Genomic DNA, 18039 nt, shown 5'->3' with positions numbered 1-18039 from the left:
AACGATCTTAAATTTAAACTTAGAAGAGTAAGTTTTTCGTGTATTCATAATCAAAATCCCCCATATTGTTTTCTTAAATTATACCTTATTTTTTTGCTTAAGGTTAAACACTCTTTGTATGAATTTATACGACCATTATAATATTCCAAATGATAATGATGTAGATGATAAAAAACTTATGGAAAACATTATTGTTTCAAAAAATAAATTCAATTTTTATTCTGATCGAATAGAAGGCGAGAAAAGAATATATTACGTTCCCTATATGAAAAGTGTTCATAAAATTGCTTACATCATAAAGGTAACAGTAGATGATCGGATTTCCAAAGGAGCTCTATTAAATTTTTGGATAGGGCTGATACCAATTATTCTTTCATTCCTATTTATTTTCTTTGTAAAGAGTAGGATGAATAAAAAATTGATTACTCCCCTTCTATCCCTTTATAATCATATTATTTCTATAAGGGAAAATCAAAAATATAAGCTCCTTGTATATCCCAAGGTAGGAAACGAGATTGATGAAGTTACGATAGTGTTTAACAACCTCATAGTTAAAGTAGAGGAACAAAAAAATGATATAGAAAGTAAAAAAAAAGATTTAGAAAAGCTGGCATATACAGATTATCTAACAGGGCTAGCTACAAGAAGATTTTTAGATGAGGAGTACAACCTATTGTTTAAAAGTTCTAAAAGATCTGAAAATCCCTTAACTATTATTATGATGGATATAGATTTTTTCAAGAAATATAACGACCGATACGGACATCTTGAGGGCGACCGAGTTTTGAAAATAATAGGAAAACTTTTAAAGAAAGTTTTTAAAAGAGAGGGAGACATCGTAGGCAGATACGGAGGGAAAGAATTTTTAATAGTTTTATACCAAACCCCTTTAAAAGAAGCCATAGATTTAATAAATCAATTTCAAGAAAAATTAAAAATGTGCAATCTAAAACACGAAAATTCCAGTTTTGGAAGGGTGACAGTCAGCATGGGTATAAAAAGCTCTGCGAAAATTAAAAGTCTAAATTCTACTTTATTTTTAAAGGAAGCTGATAAAGCTCTCTATATTGCTAAAGAAAGTGGCAGAAATAAATATATTTTTTAACCAAAAAGCAGATGACTCTGGTCATCTGACTTTTGATTAAAAATAAAGATCTATTGACTTGAGAAAAAAATTATTGCCTAAAAAATCTTTCTACTATATAATAATAATTAAAAAAATATTATCGATAATCTGATAAAGTGAATATAGGGAGGAAGTATGGCGGTAAATTTAAGAGAACTATATGAATCAGTTAAAAAATTTGATATAGAACTTCTTGCTGGAAGTGAAGGCTTAGATAATATAGTAAGATGGGTTCATATGGTAGAAAATGTTGGTTTATCTGTTTTTTTAGAAAGTCAGCAAGTCGCTTTTACCACTGGAATAGGTATTAATGGGGATAAGGAGTTGCTCGAACTTGTGATACATACTCATGCCAATAATGCCAGTGGTATGATCATTAATATCGGGCCCTATATAAAATCAATTCCTCATGATGTTATTGAATTTTGTAATGCAAACAATTTACCTTTATTCCAAGTTCCTTGGCGTATACATATGGCTGAAATAATGCGAGAATTTACTTATAAGATAACAGTCGCTGATAGAATGAATATGGAACTTTCAAATGCGGCAAAAAATGCTATTTTTTTTCACGATCAGGAATCTCTTTATGTCCCTCACTTTGAAAGACATACTTTTAAGGCTTGTTGGCCATATCATCTAGTAGTAATAGAGATAATTGAAACAAACAATAAAACAATAATAAGAAGTAAAAAAAGACAAAAGATCTTAGAGTGCATTGAAAATTATGCTATAGATATAAATAAAAGAATCTTTACATTTGAGCTTGATAAGAGATTTGTGATAATATTTGCAAAATATAGTATAGAAAAAATAGAAGAAATAGTAGGCGGTATCAAAAATAAATGTGAAATTCTTCTCAGTGAGAAGGAGGAAATGTACCTTTGTATAGGCTATAGTGCTAAAAATATAAGGTGTATTGGTAAAAGCTATCAAAAAGCCATAAGTGTTTTAAAACTTCAGAAAAAAAGGGGGAACCATAATGAGGTTACCTCATATAGAGACTTAGGTTTATATAAGCTTCTTCTATCCATAGAAGACAATGAAATTATTAAAGAATATCACGAAGAAAACTTAGAAGCCTTAATTAAATTTGATGATTTAAATGGTACAGACTATGTAAATGTACTCAGGTCTTATCTAGAGTTTAATAGTAGTGTAAAAGAAGTTGCTTCTAAACTTTTTTACCATCGTAACACTATAAACTATAAATTAAAGAAGATCGAGGAGATCTTACAATGTAATTTATCTGAGTTAAATATAAAATTAAAATTAACAGTAGCCTTTATGCTTTTAGATATTAAATAAAAAGACAACGTGACACTTCATTCACCTAGATAATAAAAACTAAGTCCTAATAGTAGAACTTAGTTTTTTGTCCAAATTTATTCTTTGTGCTCCAGCACAAAATATTTCAGACGTTCAAACATTGAAATATCTTGAAAAAAGATATATACTTTACTAATAAAGCAAATCAAATAAGGAGGATGTATATGTCGTATGTTGATGAAATACTAGAAAAATTAATTGCTAAAAATCCAAGTGAAAGCGAGTTCCATCAATCAGTTAAAGAGGTTTTAGAATCTTTAAGGGTAGTGGTAGAAAAGAATGAGGACAACTTTAGAAAAGAAGCTTTGCTAGAGAGATTAACAGAACCAGAAAGAATAATCTCATTTAGAATACCTTGGGTAGATGATAGTGGGCAAGCACATGTAAACAAAGGTTTCCGTGTTCAATTTTCTAGTGCCATTGGTCCATACAAAGGTGGGCTTAGACTTCATCCTTCAGTTAATCAAGGAATTGTCAAATTTTTAGGATTCGAACAAATATTCAAGAACGCATTAACAGGTCTACCAATCGGTGGTGGAAAAGGTGGTTCTGATTTCGATCCTAAAGGTAAGTCTGATAGAGAAGTAATGGCATTTTGTCAGAGTTTTATGACTGAACTTCATAAATATATTGGAGCAAATACAGATGTACCCGCTGGTGATATAGGTGTAGGTGCAAGAGAAATTGGTTACCTGTACGGTCAATATAAAAGACTAACAGGTCTTTTTGAAGGAGTTTTAACTGGAAAAGGTTTGACATATGGCGGTTCGCTAGTAAGAACTCAAGCAACTGGATATGGTTTAATATATATTGTTGAAGAGATGCTTAAGCAGAATGGACAACAAGATTTCAAGGATAAGAAAGTAGTTATATCAGGCTCAGGAAATGTTGCTATATATGCTGCGGAAAAAGCTCAAGAATTAGGTGCAAAAGTTATTGCATTGAGTGATTCAAGTGGTTATGTTTACGATAAAGACGGCATTGATCTTGATCTTATCAAAGAAATTAAAGAAGTAAGAAGAGGTAGAATTAAGGAATATGCAGATGCTAAAGCCTCTGCAGTATTTACAGCTGGAAAAGGTATTTGGAGTATACCTTGTGATATCGCCCTTCCATGTGCAACGCAAAACGAATTAGACCTTGAAGACGCTCAGATCTTAAAGAAAAATGGATGTTTCGCTATAGCAGAGGGTGCTAATATGCCTGCTACAATGGAAGCCATCGATTATTTCTTAGAGAATAGTGTACTCTTTATGCCTGGTAAAGCAGCTAATGCAGGTGGAGTTGCAACTTCAGCATTAGAAATGACACAAAATAGCCAAAGATTAAGCTGGACATTTGAAGAAGTCGACAATAAACTTAAAGATATTATGTTAAATATTTTTGCAAAAACTGACGAAGCATCAAAAAGATATGGTTTAGAAGGTAATTATGTTGCTGGAGCTAATATCGCAGGGTTTGAAAAAGTAGCAGAAGCTATGCATTTTCAAGGTATATGCTAATAATTAAATAATAAGAATAAAAAAGACAGCCATTTCAATAAATGCCTGTCTTTTTTATATACCAATTAGACTCTTTTTTATACCTCTTCTAACATATGGTACAACTTATCTTTCTTAGTTTTTAAATATCTTTTATTCTCTTCATTGGGTGTAATTTCGATATTTTCTCTCTGTACAACATCTATCCCATAAAATTTTAACTCCTCTATCTTCTTAGGGTTATTGGTCATAAGTCTTATTGATTTTACTCCTAAATCTTTTAGTATCTGAGATCCCAATACATAATCTCTTAGATCTGCTTCAAATCCCAATTTTTCGTTGGCTTCCACAGTATCTAACCCTTGATCCTGTAAATTATAGGCTTTCATCTTATTATAAAGACCTATCCCTCTTCCTTCTTGACGTAGATAGAGGATAACCCCCTCCTCTTTTTCATCTATAGTTTTCATCGCCTTATGTAGTTGCGGACCACAGTCACATCTACGAGATCCCAACACATCTCCTGTAAAACATTCAGAGTGTATTCTTACCAATACCTCTTCTTTTCCCCTTACATCTCCCTTTACCAGAGCAATATGTTCCTTATCATCCAAACTATTTTCATAGGCATGAAGGTTAAAATCTCCCCATTTTGTAGGCATCTTAGTTACTGTCACTTCATTAACTAGAACATCATTCTCTTTTCTATATCTAATCAAATCTTCTATACTTACAAGTTTTAAATTATGTTTTTTAGCAAATATTTTCAGATCATCCAATCTTGCCATGGTACCATCATCTTTCAATATCTCACAAATTACACCCATTGGTTTCGATCCTGCCAAACGTGCAAAATCTATTGATGCTTCTGTATGACCATTCCTAATCAAAACTCCTCCATCCTTTGCTACTAATGGAAATAGATGTCCCGGTCTGTTAAAGTCCTCAGCACCTTTATTTCTATCAGCTAGATCTTTTATAGTCTGTACCCTGTCTCTGATAGATATCCCCGTAGTAGTATCCTTTGAATCTACAGATACTGTAAAGGCTGTCCCATGGGGGTCGGTATTATTTCCCACCATTTGATTTAACTTTAATTCCTTGGCTCTCATTCTATCCATTGGGATACAAGTAAGCCCTCTAGCATGAACTGCCATAAAATTAATAGCATCATAGGATACCATATCGGCTGCCATTACTATATCTCCCTCATTTTCTCTGTCTTCATCATCTACTACTATTATCATCTTTCCCTGTTTTATATCTTCAATTGCATCTTTTATATTATCTAACATACTTATTCTCCTCTTTTTAAAGTTGTTTTAGGTCTGCGTCTACAGATCTTTTTTTTTAGAATTTATTTTAAATTTTCTACTGAGGTCTAATAAAATCCATTTTCAGCTAAAAAACTTTCTGTGATATTGCTTTTTTTCTCAGTCATAGGTTTTTCTTTAAAGGTCATCATCCTCTCTACATATTTCCCGATTAGGTCTGTCTCTACATTGATGTAATCTCCCACACTTTTACTTCCCAAAGTTATCATCTCTTGGGTATGAGGAATAAGGGATACACTCAAGAAATCATCTCCAAAATCTACTACAGTCAAACTGGCTCCATCCAGGGTAATTCGCCCCTTTTCTACAACATATTTCATAAGTCGCGGCTCTATCTTTACCACATAAATTTTTGCTATCCCATCGGAATAAATATTAGATATCATTCCTTCACCATCTACATCACCCGTTACCAGATGCCCACCCAGGGGAGTGGCCAAAGTTAGAGATTTTTCTAAATTTACTCGGTCTCCAACCCTTAGTCTTTTAAGGTTGGTTCTTTTTACGCTTTCATGCATTATGTCGGCTTCAAAATAATTGTCACCTATCTTAGTAGCAGTCAGACAGGTTCCATTGGTAGCAATACTGTCTCCTAATTTGGCTCCTTCGATTACACTTTTAGACCTTACTGTTATTTTAAGTGAAAGATCTCCTGTCTCTAGACCGATTACTTCCCCCATCTCCTCTACTAGTCCTGTAAACATAATTCTACTCCTTATAAACTAAATTCTATTGCTATATTATCTCCATATATGTTAAACTTTGTATCCTTTAACTCTATACTTTCTTTCATAGTTCCTATCTTAAATCCACTTACAAATGGTATGGCATTATTATCTCCAGTGATCTTTGGAGCAATAAATATCTCACCACCATCTAAAGCTTTTTCTTTAAAAGCCATAGATATCATGGAATTTCCACCTTCCAAAAGGATGGAATCTATCCCTAGTTTCCCTATTTCTTTTAATATATCTACCATTAAAAATCGGTTTCCATCTAAAAATATAAATTTCACCTTATACTTCTTTTCATATTTTAGATGTTTTCCACTCTGGATATTTTCTTTAGAAGTTATTATAATAGATTTATTATCACTGTTATTTTGAATAAAATTATAATTTTCTGGTGTTTTTAAGCCAGGATCTACAACTATTCTATGGGGGTTATTTCCCCCTTCTATCCTTGCATTTAATCTAGGGTTATCTCCTAGAAGTGTTTTTATTCCCACCATTATTCCCATATATTTGTGCCGTAACCCTTGTACCCTTGCTCTCGATATTTCATTGGAGATCCATTTGGAATCCCCGTTTTCAGTAGCTATCTTCCCATCCAGAGTGATGGCACACTTTAAAAATAAATAGGGAATCTTTCCCTCTATATATTTAAAGAAAACAATATTTTGTTTTAAGGCTGCATCTTTCAAAACATTAATTTTCACCTCTATCCCTGCATTTTCTAAAAGTTTAGCACCTTTCCCTGCCACTAAGGGATTTGGATCCAAAGTAGCTATTACACACCGTTTGATCCCCATCTTAATTATTTTTTCAGCACAGGGAGGAGTTTTTCCATAATGGGAGCAAGGTTCTAAAGTTACATATATTGTAGCTCCTTCAGATTCTTTTCCTGCCTCATCTAATGCAAAAACTTCTGCATGGGGCCCGCCATATTTTTTATGGTAACCCTTGCCAATTATTTCTCCAACTTTTACAACTACTGCACCTACCATAGGATTAGGGTTTACATCCCCCTCTCCTAAGGCAGCTAACTCTAAGGCTAATTCCATATAATTTTCATCCAAATCCACCATAACCTCCCCCTTTTTTTTTATCCTATTGTCTTGATTAGGTTTACCATTTCAATAGCTGATACTCCTGCATCAAAACCTTTATTTCCTGCTTTAGTTCCCGCTCTTTCTATAGCTTGCTCAATTGTATTAGTTGTTAAAACACCAAAAATTACAGGGATTCCTGAGTCCATAGATACAGTGGCTATCCCTTTAGATACTTCTGCACATACATAATCAAAATGAGGAGTTGATCCTTTTATTACTGCTCCTAAAGCTATTACTGCGTCATATTTTTTAGTTTCTACAATTTTTTTAGCTATCAATGGCATTTCAAACACTCCTGGAACCCATGCTATATCTATATTTTCAGCACTTACACCATGTCTAACTAGAGCATCCTTAGCTCCTCCTAATAATTTAGAAGTGATAAATTCATTGAATCTCCCACATACTATTCCTACTCTAATGTTCTTTCCGTTAAAATTCCCTTCAAATGTTTTCATAATTTTTCCCCCATATATTTTATTTTATAAAAAAAGCCTCAAGTTTTTACTTGAGGCTCTAGACTTTTAATAATTTTATTTAATTTATAATTTTTTAAAAAACACCCTTATCTGAGTTCATCGTGAATACAGCATAAAGAAAAAAAGTTTTAAAAATTATAAATTAAAATTTTATTAAAAACTTCTTTCATCCAGACTATAACTGTCGGTACTAGAATTTCACTAGTTCAGCTTATGCTCGCGGACTATCACCGCCGGTAGGGAATAACACCCTGCCCCGAAGTTTATATTCAATTTTATAATTGATTATATCCTTAATTTCTTATCCTTGTCAAATATTTTTTTATTAGTAATATTTTTTTAAACTTTTTTATTTATTTGACGTCTAATAAAGTATCTAAGAAAAATTAATTTATTAATTTTTCTATAGTATAAATTTTTAAAAATTTAAATGGATTTTAATTTTATTTCATCCATATAGATGGTATACTTTATTAAGGAAATATATCACAACTACTTTCAGGAGGTGTCTATAAGGTGAAAGCGTTTCTTATATTAAAAAAAGGTGAAAAAATAATACAAGATTTTAACAACAAAACATTGCTTCTAGCTTCTATAATATCTTGGAATAAAAGTTTTGGAGACTATGACCCCATGAGAATTATCATGGCTCTAGACGGCAACGGCCAGATAATTTTTAGCTCTTAATTTTTTATAATTTTAAAAGCCCAAGTCTAAAGACTTGGGCTTTATTATTTGGGATAATTTTTAATCTTTAAATCTTATTATTTAACTATAAATCCACTAGCCATGACTTCACCATTATAATTGTAAAGTACCGCACCTTGCCCTGGTGTTATAGCTCTAACCTTCTCTTCTGTAAAATCCACCTTTATCTTATCATTCTCTAAGACTTTTACAGTGCAAGGATGAAATTTGTCTCGTGATCTAGTCTTTACTCTCAATTTCATATCTTTTAAATCTTCTATCTTTTCGCAACCCAAAAAATTTATATTATTGGCTATCAAATATGAACTAAATAATTCTTCATTATTTCCAACTACCAAACAATTTTTTTTACTATCTATCTGAACAACATAAAGTGGTGTCGGATAACTGATTCCCAGCCCTTTTCTCTGCCCAATCGTATAAAAACTAACTCCTCTATGCTTCCCTATTACTTTTCCATTCGTTGTAACAATCTCACCTTCACGTGTAGCTTTGCCATCTGTCAGCTCGTTTAAGAATTCTCCTAATTTACCATCTTCTACAAAACAGATCTCCTGACTCTCTTTTTTTGCATATACTCTGATTCCTAAATTCTCTGCTAATTCTCTTACTTGAGGTTTTTCAAGGTCACCTATAGGAAATATCAATTTTTTTATATTTTCTTTTTTCATTTGAGATAAGAAATATACTTGATCTTTATTTGGATCGTCACCTATTTTTAACAACCCGTTCTCTATCTTAGCATAGTGTCCTGTAGCCATAAAGTCAGCTCCTAAACCTAAAGCAGTCTCCACTAATTTACCAAATTTAATGTATCTATTACATACCATACACGGATTCGGAGTTCTTCCCTCCATATAGTCGTTTACAAAAGTATTTACTACAGCATCTTTAAAATCATCCTCTAAGTGTATCATATGATGTTCTATTCCTAAATCATCACACACTTTTTTAGCATCACTTAAATCGGCTACCTTACTACATTCACTCCCGCTAGTCCATACTCGCATTGTAACACCTATAATGTTATAACCTTGAGCCTTTAACAGATAAGCTACTGTTGAAGAATCTACTCCTCCACTCATTGCCACTGCTATTGTTACATCTTCATTCTTTGGATCATACTTTAAGTATGAATCGAAATTTTTTACATTTTTTACCATTTCACTACTCCTTTTAAGACTATAGGAAAAAGCTATATCTTAGTTTTTTATAAATGATGACAGAGTGATCGCCACTCCGCCTAACATAATTATTACACTGGCATAATGCCTCAACGTTTCTAAAGTTTTAAATGTTATTTTTTTTCTATAATGAGATAATGCCCCGGTTATTCCAAACCACTGGATTCCACCACCAATTACTATTCCCAAAGCTATTTTTAAACTAATATGTTTCACATTTGTAGATACACCTAAGATTGTAAAAAGACCTATAAAAGTAAAAATCGAAAGAGGATTAGCAAATGCTACTAAAATAGTTGTCATATAAGATCTTATATAACCGAAATGATCTTCTTCTACAATATTTTTTATTTCTTTTCTACTCCTAAAAATTTTATACCCTAATCCTAATATTAATATCCCAGATACTATCTTAATTTCTACTTGATATTCATGTAATAAACCTTCCACATATCTAAATCCAAACAATGCAATAAGCCCATAAAAAACATCTACTGTTATCATTCCCAAAGAGGATATAAACCCCTTATATCTTCCTTCAGATAGCGTCTTTTCCATGCAGTATATAGCTAGCGGACCAAAAGGCAATGAAAGTACCATTCCACATATAATTCCATCTAATAAATGCACATAAATCTCCTCTTCTACTATTTTATATGAACAATTTATTTACATTATATCATATTTCATCTATTTTTTCCCTCTAATATTCATACTCCATTATTGTTTCTTTATCCACTCCTATATCGGATATTTTCATCATTGTCTTTCTTTTAAATTTATCATACCTATATTCATATATCCAGTGAATTAAAGTTTCTCCTAAACCGTTTATTTTTTTAAACAAAATTGGATCTCCATATTCATTATATTTATATTCTTGAATACTCTTTATATTTTGATCTTTATCTTTAATAATTATTTTCTTTGGATTTTTCTCCACCTTAATTCCTCCTCTAAATTTAAATCTACCCCTAAAAAGGAGTAGATTTTAAAGTTCTTTCTATAAAGTTTCAGCTATCTTTTTAACTTTCTTTGAGAACTTTTGAATAGCTTTTCTATTTTTTTCTTCATCATAGGTCAATATTTTTTTATCCTCCACAATCAACTTTCCATTTACAATCACCGTATTTACATTAGAAGCATTAGCGGAATATACCAATACTGAATATGGATCAAATATAGGCTGCATATTTGCAGATCTTGTTTCTAATACTACTATGTCTGCCAACTTCCCCTTTTCTAAAGAACCTAATTCATCTTCCCTATGAATAGCTCTAGCTCCTCCCATTGTAGCCATCTCCACTACTTTATAAGGAGGCATTGCCGATCTGTCTTTATTTGTTAATTTATGCAACTTTGCAACGTATCCCATTTGACCGATTATATCCAATGTGTTTCCACTCATAGGGCCATCTGTTCCAAGCCCAATTCTAAGTCCGTCATCAAACATCTTCAATGCCGGAGATACACCTTTGGCAGATTTAATATTGGCTACCATATTATGGGCCACCCCTACATCTCTTTTTTTCATGAGTTCAATGTCGCTGTCTGTTACAAAAATAGAATGTGCTGCTATGAATCTTTCATTTAATAATCCTACAGAATCCAAATATTCGATAGGAGTCATATTATATTTAGTTTTGAATTTATCAAACTCTTTTTGAGTTTCTGCTACATGCATAGAAACCGGAACATTATATTTTTTAGATAGATCTCTTATCTTCTCCAGGTCCTCCTTTTTAACCGTATGAGGTGCATGAGGTCCAAATCCAGGAGTGATCAATTCATCATTCTTATATTTTTCTATAAATTTTATTGCCATCTTTATCTTGGCCTCTCCATCTTTTCCATCTGCTGTAGGGTATTTAATGATATTCTGTGTCATTATCCCTCTCAACCCAATCTCTTTTACTGCTTCTGCTGCACTTTCTTCAAATAGATACATGTCAACCATAGTCGTTACTCCACTCTTGGCCATCTCTATAGAGCCATGGATAGCTCCGATATAAACCATCTCTTGAGATACCATCTTGTTTTCTAGTGGAAATATATATCTATGTAATCTATCTGGAACATCATCGGCTAAACTTCTGAATACACTCATAGAAACATGGGTATGGGTATTTATCATCCCTGGCATGATGATCCCACCATCTGCATCTATTGTTTTTTTAGAAGAATATTTTTTCAATATTTTTTTATCTCCTACCTCTACTATCTTATTCCCCTTTACGATTATTACTCCATCGTCTAAGATTTCTTTTTCCCCATTCATAGTTAAAACTATTCCATTTTTCACTATTAGATCTACTTTTTCAACCGCTTTCACTTCTACATTATTAAATGCAAACAATGAAATGATTGATCCCAACAACAATAACTTTTTCATCTTTCCCCTCCATATAATTTAAATTACTTTATTATATCATTACTGGTGTTTATATGGGTATCTATTTCTCATCTATTTCAAAAAGTGTCGCCGCGACATTTTTTGAAAGGATTATTATTTCTATCTGTTTTACACTCCATTAATAATTTGTATTCTTTATTTCTATTGACATTTTTAACACTACCTCCTATACTGTTTATATGTAAACAGTATAGGAGGTAAGTTTTGTTTTCAAAATATATAAGTATAACCTACAGACAATACCAATATTATATGAGAAAGGCGCTGAAAAAATATAAGATAGGCAATAGCGATTATCCCATCTTACTTTGTCTCAATAATAATCCCGGGATCTGCCAGAATGAGGTTTCTAGATTGACTAAATTAAATAAAAGTTTAATATCTAAAGGGGTAAAGAAATTAATCGAATATAAATATCTACATCAAGAGTACGATATCCATCACAAACAAAAACAACAACTTTTTTTGACCAAAAGTGGTGAAAAAATACTCCCAGATCTAGAAGATATTATCAACCATTGGAAAAAAATTATCTTTAAAGATCTCACAGCGTCAGAGATCGAGACCTTATATAAGGCCATAAAAAAAATAGATCAGAATTCCATGACCATCAAATAAAAAAATTTAGGAGAATATATGAAAAACTCAAGATTAGAATCAGAAAAAATATCTAAACTTTTATGGGAATATTCCATACCTGCAATTACAGGAACATTGGTCTACATCCTATATAATATTGTAGATAGAATATTCATAAGTTTTGGCGTTGGAAGATTAGCTATTGCCGGAATAAGTATAGCTCTGCCGCTTTTCACCTTTATACTGGCAACAGGATTATTTATAGGTGTAGGAGGAGGAGCTCTTATATCCATAAATTTAGGAAAAAAAGACAAGGAAAAAGCAGAACAAATACTTGGTAATTCCCTAACTTTATTTGTTCTAACGGGTATTTTATTTTCAATTTTTGGTATCCTATTTCTAGATGATATCCTTCTATTGTTTGGTGCTACAGCAAACAATATCGATTATGCCAAAGATTATATGTCTATCATTTTTTTTGCTACTACCTTTCAACTACTATTTATAGGAATGAATAATATTATGAGAGGAGAAGGCAACCCAAGAGTAGCCATGAAAATGAGTATCATAGGTTGCGGGTTAAATATCTTACTAGATCCACTTTTTATATTCACATTAAATATGGGGATAAAAGGAGCAGCCATCGCTACAGTTATCTCAAATGTACTTGTAGCAGTACTTCAAGTTAGGCATTTTTTAAATGGAAATAGCAATATAAAACTAAAATTAAAGAATTTGAAATTAAAAAAAGAGATCCTTCTGGGAATAGCAAGTATCGGTATAGCACCATTTATCATGCAGTCGTCTAATTCTATCGTGGTTATCTTTATCAATAAAAACTTAAACATTTATGGAGGTGATATCGCAATTGCTGCCTATGGAATAATCAACAGTATAAGTGTCCTTATGTATATGCCTATTGTAGGAATATATCAGGGAAGTCAGCCCATATTAGGATACAATCACGGTGCTAAAAATTATAGACGGGTAAGGGAAACATATAAACTTTCTCTTTTAGTGGCTATGAGTATTTCAGCCATAGGATTTATTCTAGCTACATTTGTCCCCCATATATTAATTTCACCATTCATCAACAACGACAAAACATTGTTTGTTCTGACAACAAATGCATGTAAAATATTTTTCAGTATGACATTTTTTATGGGGTTTCATATGATCGGTAGCAGTTATTTTCAGACAGTTGGAAAGGCCAAAATAACTACAACTATAAATATTATCCGACAATTTTTTATTATGTTACCCCTCCTATATTTTTTACCCAAATACTATGGTGTAAACGGAGTTTGGTTGGCTATTCCCATTACAGATTTCACTCTGGCTATAATCACATCATATTTTGTGTTCAAGGAATTTAAATTGCTAAAAAGGAAGTCGAATTTAAAAAGCGAAATTGCAGAGATCTAAATATAATTGTAGCACATATAAAAAAAGCAAAAAGTGTCGCGGCGACACTTTTTGCTTTTTTTATAAATTTAAATTCAATATTACAGATCCTATGCCTCTATGATCTCTGCTGTAGCTTCATAATACGGTCCCTCTTCATCTTCACCATATTCTACAAAAAAAGTTATTTGAAAATCTCCCAAGTAAAATCCTACCCCATTTCCTTCTTTTTCAACAAAATATTCCATCTTCTTTAATTTTGTTGTTAAGATCAGCTCAGCAATATCCTCTCTCATCTCTACCAATTCCTTCATATCTTCCTCTAAGTCAAAACCTAATTCGCTCATCTTCTCACCTATTGCTATAACTCTTCTATCTAATTTCTCTTTCATCTCTTGATCTAATATAGTACTCAATATAATCACTTCCTTTAATTTTTTTATTTCTTATTATACCATAAAAAATAAAACAAGCTTATAATTCTTTCTTTCCTACTTTTATATTTTTCTTATAGTAGCCGTAGCTCTCATCCACATAATCCTTTTTTATTTCCACTTGGTACTTCTCGGCAGGGAGTATAAATTCTAGCGGGATATCATCATAGGTTCCCACTATTTCACCGTTACATATAGTTCACTTCCACTTTCTTCGCTCATCAATTTTATGTAGGCATCTAAAAACGAAAGTTGTCCACAAAAAAATCCTAGTATCATAATACATAATATCTTTTTTTTTCTCCTCAAAAAATTTTAATTCTAAATACAAAAAGTGTCGCGGCGACACTTTTTGTATTTTTTTTCACTCTATGAGATAAAGGCTATTTCTACCTTCTTCAGATAAAGCTTCTCATGTTCATCCTAGTTTAGGCTAGAACAGATATTTAGATTCCACCTATAATTATTTGACTCTACAACATCAAACATTTAGATAACTAATATGTTGAAATTCATTATAATAAGCAGAATGAAATGTATTTAAAAGTTGAAATAGAAAAAATAGCTGTGGCAGAGCAAATAAAAGCAGGAGTTATCCCTTCCTCTGTAGGCTGTATATCAAAGAGCAGATTTAGAGTGACTAATGACATAAGCATTAAAGAGATCAAGAAAAATATGGAGCCATTTAATTGAAGGAAATAAAAAAGGAGAGTGTACATAATTATAGAAGAGAGAATCATAGAGGATAAAATATGGAAATTGCAAAGACATTTGACTGTGATGCTGAAAGTTGTGTATACAATAAAAACTTAATATATGAAAGTAAAGCAAAAGGAGGAGGAAAGATTTGAAACTAATCGATGAAATCAAATTAATATTGGAGGGTGCCGGCTATGAGTTTTTGGAATCGGGGTCAAATAAAGCCCTGGAACATCCTAAAGAGATTAGGATTCGTTTTGACGGAGATGAATCAGTTGAGTTGGAGCCTCACATATTCGAAGCAAATGACATAAAAAAACACCTTGAGGAATTTAAGATTATTGAGCATGATCCAAATGTCATTTATATCAAAACCGGAGAAACTCACAAGTCACACTATTCAATGATTATAGAGAGAAATTAAGTCCGATATAAAAATATTTGATTTCTAGGGTTTTTTAGGTTAAAGTTAGTTAAGATATAAAATTTTAATAGTGGAGGGAGATAAGATGAAAATATATGCGGTTAGATTGATCAAGGGTATGGATTTAAAAGTTGAAATAGAAAGAATAGCTATGGCAGAGCAAATAAAAGCAGGTGTCATCCTTTCCTCTGTAGGCTGTGTATCAAAGACCAGATTTAGAGTAGCTGATGGTGTAAGTATTAAAGAGATTAAAAAAAATATGGAGATCATTTCATTGAACGGAACTATCTCTTCTAAAGGTGTTCATATACATATAAGCTGCAGTGACCAAGAGGGAATTAGTTTTGGGGGGCATCTTGTAGAAGGTAATATAGTTAATACAACATGTGAACTGGTCATAGGAATATTAGAAGATTATAAGTTTGATCGAAGTATGGATTTAAATACAGGCTATGAAGAATTAACACTATCAAAAAATCAAGTGTAATTGACATAAAGTAAAATAATTGTTAAAATATTATGAATAATTTAATATCGTATAATTCCAATAATATGGTTTGGAGGTTTCTACCAGGTACCCATAATTCCTGATTACGAAGATGATCTGTTTTTACAGCTTTCTTTGTAATGGGAATTTTTTTATTACTTAGAAATCTATAGATCGGATCAAAATAATAGGAGGAATAAGAATGAATTTTAATAAAATGCCAAAAATAGATCTGCACTGCCATTTAGATGGAAGTTTAAGGGCTGTAACAGTTCTAGATATAATCAAAAAAAACAAGCTAGAATTAACTCCAAGTTTAGAAGATGTTAAAAAACAACTAACTGTACCTCTAATTTGCAGTTCCCTAGACGAATATCTTAGATGTTTTGACCTGCCAATAGCTGTGATGCAGACTAAAGAAGATTTAGAGAGGGTCTCTTTTGAACTTATGGAAGATGCTGCTATGGAAAATATAAAATATATAGAGATAAGGTTTGCTTCCCAGCAACATACCAACGAGGGGATGGCTACAATGGAGATAATCCAAAGTGTCCTAGAAGGGATGAGAAGAGCAGAAAAAATGTATGATATAAAGGGAAACTATATCCTATCGTGCATGAGACATCTATCAAGTGAATCCGCTATGAAAATAATTGAAGAAGGAAAGGAATTTATAGGTCAAGGAGTAGTGGCAGTGGACCTCTGCGGTGGAGAAGTGGCAGGATTTTGTCATAAATTTATCGAACCCATGAAAAAAGCCAGGAAATATGAGTACAGAGTAACCATCCATGCAGGAGAAACAGGCATAGGTCAAAACGTTACCGATGCAATTGAATTACTCGGAGCAGAAAGGATCGGACACGGAGTATTTATAACTAACAACAGAGAAGCTTATAATCTAGTGAGAGAAAAAAAGATCCCTTTAGAGATCTGCCCTACAAGTAATGTACAAACTAAAGCTGTAAAAAATTATAAAGAACATCCAATCTATGATTTCTATAATGATGGAATTATGGTAACATTAAATACAGACAATCGAACAGTTTCAGATACTAGTATGACCGAAGAATATGTACAAATTGAAAAAAGTTTTGAACTGAAAAAAAACGAATATATAGATATATATTTAAATAGTGTAGAAGCAGCTTTTATTTCAGAGGATGACAAACAAAAATTAAGGGAATATTTAAATAAAAAATTAACGTAACATTATGCCAAACAAGTACAATTTAAATTTTATAGTCTTTTATCTATTCCATAAATTTTGATCTTTTAAATAAATAGTGTTTCAGCCATGGAGGGATTATGTATATAAAGAAAATCACTTGCGGGATAATTGATAATAATAACTATGTTTTAATAAAAGGCAACGACTGTTTGATCGTTGATTTAAGCGATTTCGACAGCATCGACAAGTTTATAGACAACTCTAAATTGAATGTATTGGGAATTTTATTGACCCATACACATTGGGACCACCTATTGGGCGTAGAAAAATTTATAGAAAAATATAAGGTTCCAGTATATCTCAGTTCTAATCGTCCTAACTATATAATGGATGCTCATTTTGATTACACTATAAAAAAATACGGAATAAAAATAAAGTTTGATATAGACAAGATAGAGCTCAGATATTTAGATGAAGGGAAACAAAAAATAGAGAATTTTGAATTTTTTGTAATAGATACTCCAGGACACACCACTTGCTCCATTGTATATTATTTTCAAATAGAGAAAGCAATGTTTACAGGAGATTTTTTATTCAAAAGAACTATAGGTATAACCAACACGCAACTGAGTGACAAAAGACAGATGAAAGAAAGCTTAAATAAAATTAAAACTTATCCCAGCGATATTAACATCTATCCAGGACACGGTGAAAATACGAATTTAAAATATGAAAAGATTCATAATATGTATTTAATTAGATAAATATAATAATTAGAAAATAAAATTAGGAGTAGTCTAAGACTACTCCTAATTTTATTTAGGGTCTGTCTCATATTTTGTGTAAACCTCCAAATTAGTGTAAACTACAATTACATTAATTTGGAGGTTTTTTTATGAGAAAAAGAAGAAAAGATTTATCCCCTGATGAATTAGCACGAAAAGAGCTAATTAGAGAAT

The 18039-nt window shown here is 31.9% G+C and carries 21 protein-coding genes and 2 riboswitches; of the genes, 11 read left to right on the top strand and 10 right to left on the bottom strand.

Annotated elements, in window-relative coordinates:
• The first annotated feature begins 118 nt into the window (after positions 1-118).
• The 3 genes from V5784_RS08935 to gdhA all read left to right on the top strand — a co-directional run bounded on the left by V5784_RS08935 (position 119) and on the right by gdhA (position 3957).
• Positions 119-1105, top strand: coding sequence for a GGDEF domain-containing protein (locus tag V5784_RS08935; RefSeq protein WP_336888685.1), 987 nt, complete (start codon positions 119-121; stop codon positions 1103-1105).
• Positions 1106-1261: 156 nt separating this feature from the next.
• Positions 1262-2434 (top strand): PucR family transcriptional regulator ligand-binding domain-containing protein, encoded by a 1173-nt coding sequence (locus tag V5784_RS08930; RefSeq protein WP_336888684.1) that lies wholly within the window; start codon positions 1262-1264, stop codon positions 2432-2434.
• A 185-nt stretch (positions 2435-2619) separates the two neighbouring features.
• Positions 2620-3957 carry an NADP-specific glutamate dehydrogenase gene (gene gdhA, locus V5784_RS08925; protein ID WP_336888683.1) on the top strand — a complete coding sequence of 446 codons (1338 nt, stop codon included), beginning with the start codon at positions 2620-2622 and terminating at the stop codon, positions 3955-3957.
• 77 nt (positions 3958-4034) lie between these two features.
• On the opposite strand, the gene V5784_RS08920 is transcribed toward gdhA, so the two are convergent.
• The 4 genes from V5784_RS08920 to ribE form a co-directional block, all read right to left on the bottom strand.
• Entirely contained in the window at positions 4035-5231 is a 1197-nt protein-coding gene (locus V5784_RS08920; protein WP_336888682.1) for a bifunctional 3,4-dihydroxy-2-butanone-4-phosphate synthase/GTP cyclohydrolase II, read from the bottom strand.
• 86 nt (positions 5232-5317) lie between these two features.
• Positions 5318-5974 (bottom strand): riboflavin synthase, encoded by a 657-nt coding sequence (locus tag V5784_RS08915; protein ID WP_336888681.1) that lies wholly within the window; start codon positions 5972-5974, stop codon positions 5318-5320.
• An 11-nt stretch (positions 5975-5985) separates the two neighbouring features.
• Entirely contained in the window at positions 5986-7077 is a 1092-nt protein-coding gene (gene ribD / locus V5784_RS08910; RefSeq protein ID WP_336888680.1) for a bifunctional diaminohydroxyphosphoribosylaminopyrimidine deaminase/5-amino-6-(5-phosphoribosylamino)uracil reductase RibD, read from the bottom strand.
• Between the two features lie 17 nt (positions 7078-7094).
• A complete protein-coding gene (gene ribE / locus V5784_RS08905) occupies positions 7095-7559 on the bottom strand; it encodes a 6,7-dimethyl-8-ribityllumazine synthase (RefSeq protein WP_336888679.1) in 465 nt (154 codons plus the stop codon).
• A gap of 175 nt (positions 7560-7734) precedes the next feature.
• Positions 7735-7848, bottom strand: a riboswitch (FMN riboswitch).
• A gap of 248 nt (positions 7849-8096) precedes the next feature.
• Between ribE and V5784_RS08900 the strand changes: the two genes are divergently transcribed.
• Positions 8097-8267 carry a hypothetical protein gene (locus V5784_RS08900; protein ID WP_336888678.1) on the top strand — a complete coding sequence of 57 codons (171 nt, stop codon included), beginning with the start codon at positions 8097-8099 and terminating at the stop codon, positions 8265-8267.
• Between the two features lie 77 nt (positions 8268-8344).
• Here the strand turns inward: V5784_RS08900 and mnmA are convergent, their stop codons facing one another.
• From mnmA to V5784_RS08880, 4 genes are all read right to left on the bottom strand, one after another.
• Positions 8345-9451 (bottom strand): tRNA 2-thiouridine(34) synthase MnmA, encoded by a 1107-nt coding sequence (mnmA, locus tag V5784_RS08895; RefSeq protein ID WP_336888677.1) that lies wholly within the window; start codon positions 9449-9451, stop codon positions 8345-8347.
• Between the two features lie 39 nt (positions 9452-9490).
• Positions 9491-10102: a LysE family transporter gene (locus V5784_RS08890; RefSeq protein WP_336888676.1), complete on the bottom strand. Its 612-nt coding sequence runs from the start codon at positions 10100-10102 to the stop codon at positions 9491-9493.
• Positions 10103-10175: 73 nt separating this feature from the next.
• Positions 10176-10415, bottom strand: coding sequence for a hypothetical protein (locus V5784_RS08885; RefSeq protein WP_336888675.1), 240 nt, complete (start codon positions 10413-10415; stop codon positions 10176-10178).
• Positions 10416-10475: 60 nt separating this feature from the next.
• A complete protein-coding gene (locus V5784_RS08880; protein ID WP_336888674.1) occupies positions 10476-11864 on the bottom strand; it encodes an amidohydrolase in 1389 nt (462 codons plus the stop codon).
• A 225-nt stretch (positions 11865-12089) separates the two neighbouring features.
• Here V5784_RS08880 and V5784_RS08875 point away from each other — a divergent pair, with 225 nt between their 5' ends.
• Both V5784_RS08875 and V5784_RS08870 read left to right on the top strand, forming a co-directional pair.
• On the top strand, positions 12090-12503 hold the full coding sequence (locus tag V5784_RS08875) for a MarR family winged helix-turn-helix transcriptional regulator (protein WP_336888673.1): 414 nt from the start codon (positions 12090-12092) through the stop codon (positions 12501-12503).
• 18 nt (positions 12504-12521) lie between these two features.
• Complete coding sequence (locus V5784_RS08870) at positions 12522-13889, top strand: MATE family efflux transporter (protein ID WP_336888672.1); 1368 nt, start codon at positions 12522-12524, stop codon at positions 13887-13889.
• Positions 13890-13978: 89 nt separating this feature from the next.
• On the opposite strand, the gene V5784_RS08865 is transcribed toward V5784_RS08870, so the two are convergent.
• Positions 13979-14284 carry a hypothetical protein gene (locus V5784_RS08865; protein ID WP_336888671.1) on the bottom strand — a complete coding sequence of 102 codons (306 nt, stop codon included), beginning with the start codon at positions 14282-14284 and terminating at the stop codon, positions 13979-13981.
• Positions 14285-14342: 58 nt separating this feature from the next.
• The gene (locus V5784_RS08860) at positions 14343-14480 is read right to left on the bottom strand and encodes a hypothetical protein (protein ID WP_336888670.1); all 138 of its coding nucleotides are present in this window, start codon (positions 14478-14480) and stop codon (positions 14343-14345) included.
• Positions 14481-14836: 356 nt separating this feature from the next.
• Here V5784_RS08860 and V5784_RS08855 point away from each other — a divergent pair, with 356 nt between their 5' ends.
• From V5784_RS08855 to V5784_RS08835, 5 genes are all read left to right on the top strand, one after another.
• Complete coding sequence (locus V5784_RS08855) at positions 14837-14995, top strand: hypothetical protein (RefSeq protein WP_336888669.1); 159 nt, start codon at positions 14837-14839, stop codon at positions 14993-14995.
• Between the two features lie 154 nt (positions 14996-15149).
• The gene (locus tag V5784_RS08850) at positions 15150-15425 is read left to right on the top strand and encodes a hypothetical protein (protein WP_336888668.1); all 276 of its coding nucleotides are present in this window, start codon (positions 15150-15152) and stop codon (positions 15423-15425) included.
• Positions 15426-15510: 85 nt separating this feature from the next.
• Positions 15511-15912, top strand: a complete 402-nt coding sequence (locus V5784_RS08845; protein ID WP_336888667.1) for a PPC domain-containing DNA-binding protein — start codon at positions 15511-15513, stop codon at positions 15910-15912.
• Between the two features lie 27 nt (positions 15913-15939).
• A riboswitch (purine riboswitch) is annotated at positions 15940-16039 on the top strand.
• A gap of 75 nt (positions 16040-16114) precedes the next feature.
• A complete protein-coding gene (add, locus tag V5784_RS08840; RefSeq protein WP_336888666.1) occupies positions 16115-17119 on the top strand; it encodes an adenosine deaminase in 1005 nt (334 codons plus the stop codon).
• A gap of 98 nt (positions 17120-17217) precedes the next feature.
• Positions 17218-17844, top strand: a complete 627-nt coding sequence (locus tag V5784_RS08835; protein ID WP_336888665.1) for an MBL fold metallo-hydrolase — start codon at positions 17218-17220, stop codon at positions 17842-17844.
• Positions 17845-18039 lie beyond the last annotated feature (195 nt).

This window comes from Psychrilyobacter sp. (assembly GCF_037132775.1).
GTDB lineage: Bacteria > Fusobacteriota > Fusobacteriia > Fusobacteriales > Fusobacteriaceae > Psychrilyobacter.
Note: the sequence above shows the minus strand (reverse complement) of the source record. Positions and strands in the feature narration are given on the sequence as shown.

Coding starts and splice junctions, on each gene's coding strand:
- V5784_RS08835 (WP_336888665.1), top strand. CDS start 17,218: ATGTATATAAAGAAAATCACTTGCGGGATAATTGATAATAATAACTAT.
- gdhA (WP_336888683.1), top strand. CDS start 2,620: ATGTCGTATGTTGATGAAATACTAGAAAAATTAATTGCTAAAAATCCA.
- V5784_RS08935 (WP_336888685.1), top strand. CDS start 119: ATGAATTTATACGACCATTATAATATTCCAAATGATAATGATGTAGAT.
- V5784_RS08920 (WP_336888682.1), bottom strand. CDS start 5,231: ATGTTAGATAATATAAAAGATGCAATTGAAGATATAAAACAGGGAAAG.
- V5784_RS08870 (WP_336888672.1), top strand. CDS start 12,522: ATGAAAAACTCAAGATTAGAATCAGAAAAAATATCTAAACTTTTATGG.
- V5784_RS08845 (WP_336888667.1), top strand. CDS start 15,511: ATGAAAATATATGCGGTTAGATTGATCAAGGGTATGGATTTAAAAGTT.
- add (WP_336888666.1), top strand. CDS start 16,115: ATGAATTTTAATAAAATGCCAAAAATAGATCTGCACTGCCATTTAGAT.
- ribD (WP_336888680.1), bottom strand. CDS start 7,077: ATGGTGGATTTGGATGAAAATTATATGGAATTAGCCTTAGAGTTAGCT.
- mnmA (WP_336888677.1), bottom strand. CDS start 9,451: ATGGTAAAAAATGTAAAAAATTTCGATTCATACTTAAAGTATGATCCA.
- ribE (WP_336888679.1), bottom strand. CDS start 7,559: ATGAAAACATTTGAAGGGAATTTTAACGGAAAGAACATTAGAGTAGGA.
- V5784_RS08880 (WP_336888674.1), bottom strand. CDS start 11,864: ATGAAAAAGTTATTGTTGTTGGGATCAATCATTTCATTGTTTGCATTT.
- V5784_RS08855 (WP_336888669.1), top strand. CDS start 14,837: ATGTATTTAAAAGTTGAAATAGAAAAAATAGCTGTGGCAGAGCAAATA.
- V5784_RS08915 (WP_336888681.1), bottom strand. CDS start 5,974: ATGTTTACAGGACTAGTAGAGGAGATGGGGGAAGTAATCGGTCTAGAG.
- V5784_RS08930 (WP_336888684.1), top strand. CDS start 1,262: ATGGCGGTAAATTTAAGAGAACTATATGAATCAGTTAAAAAATTTGAT.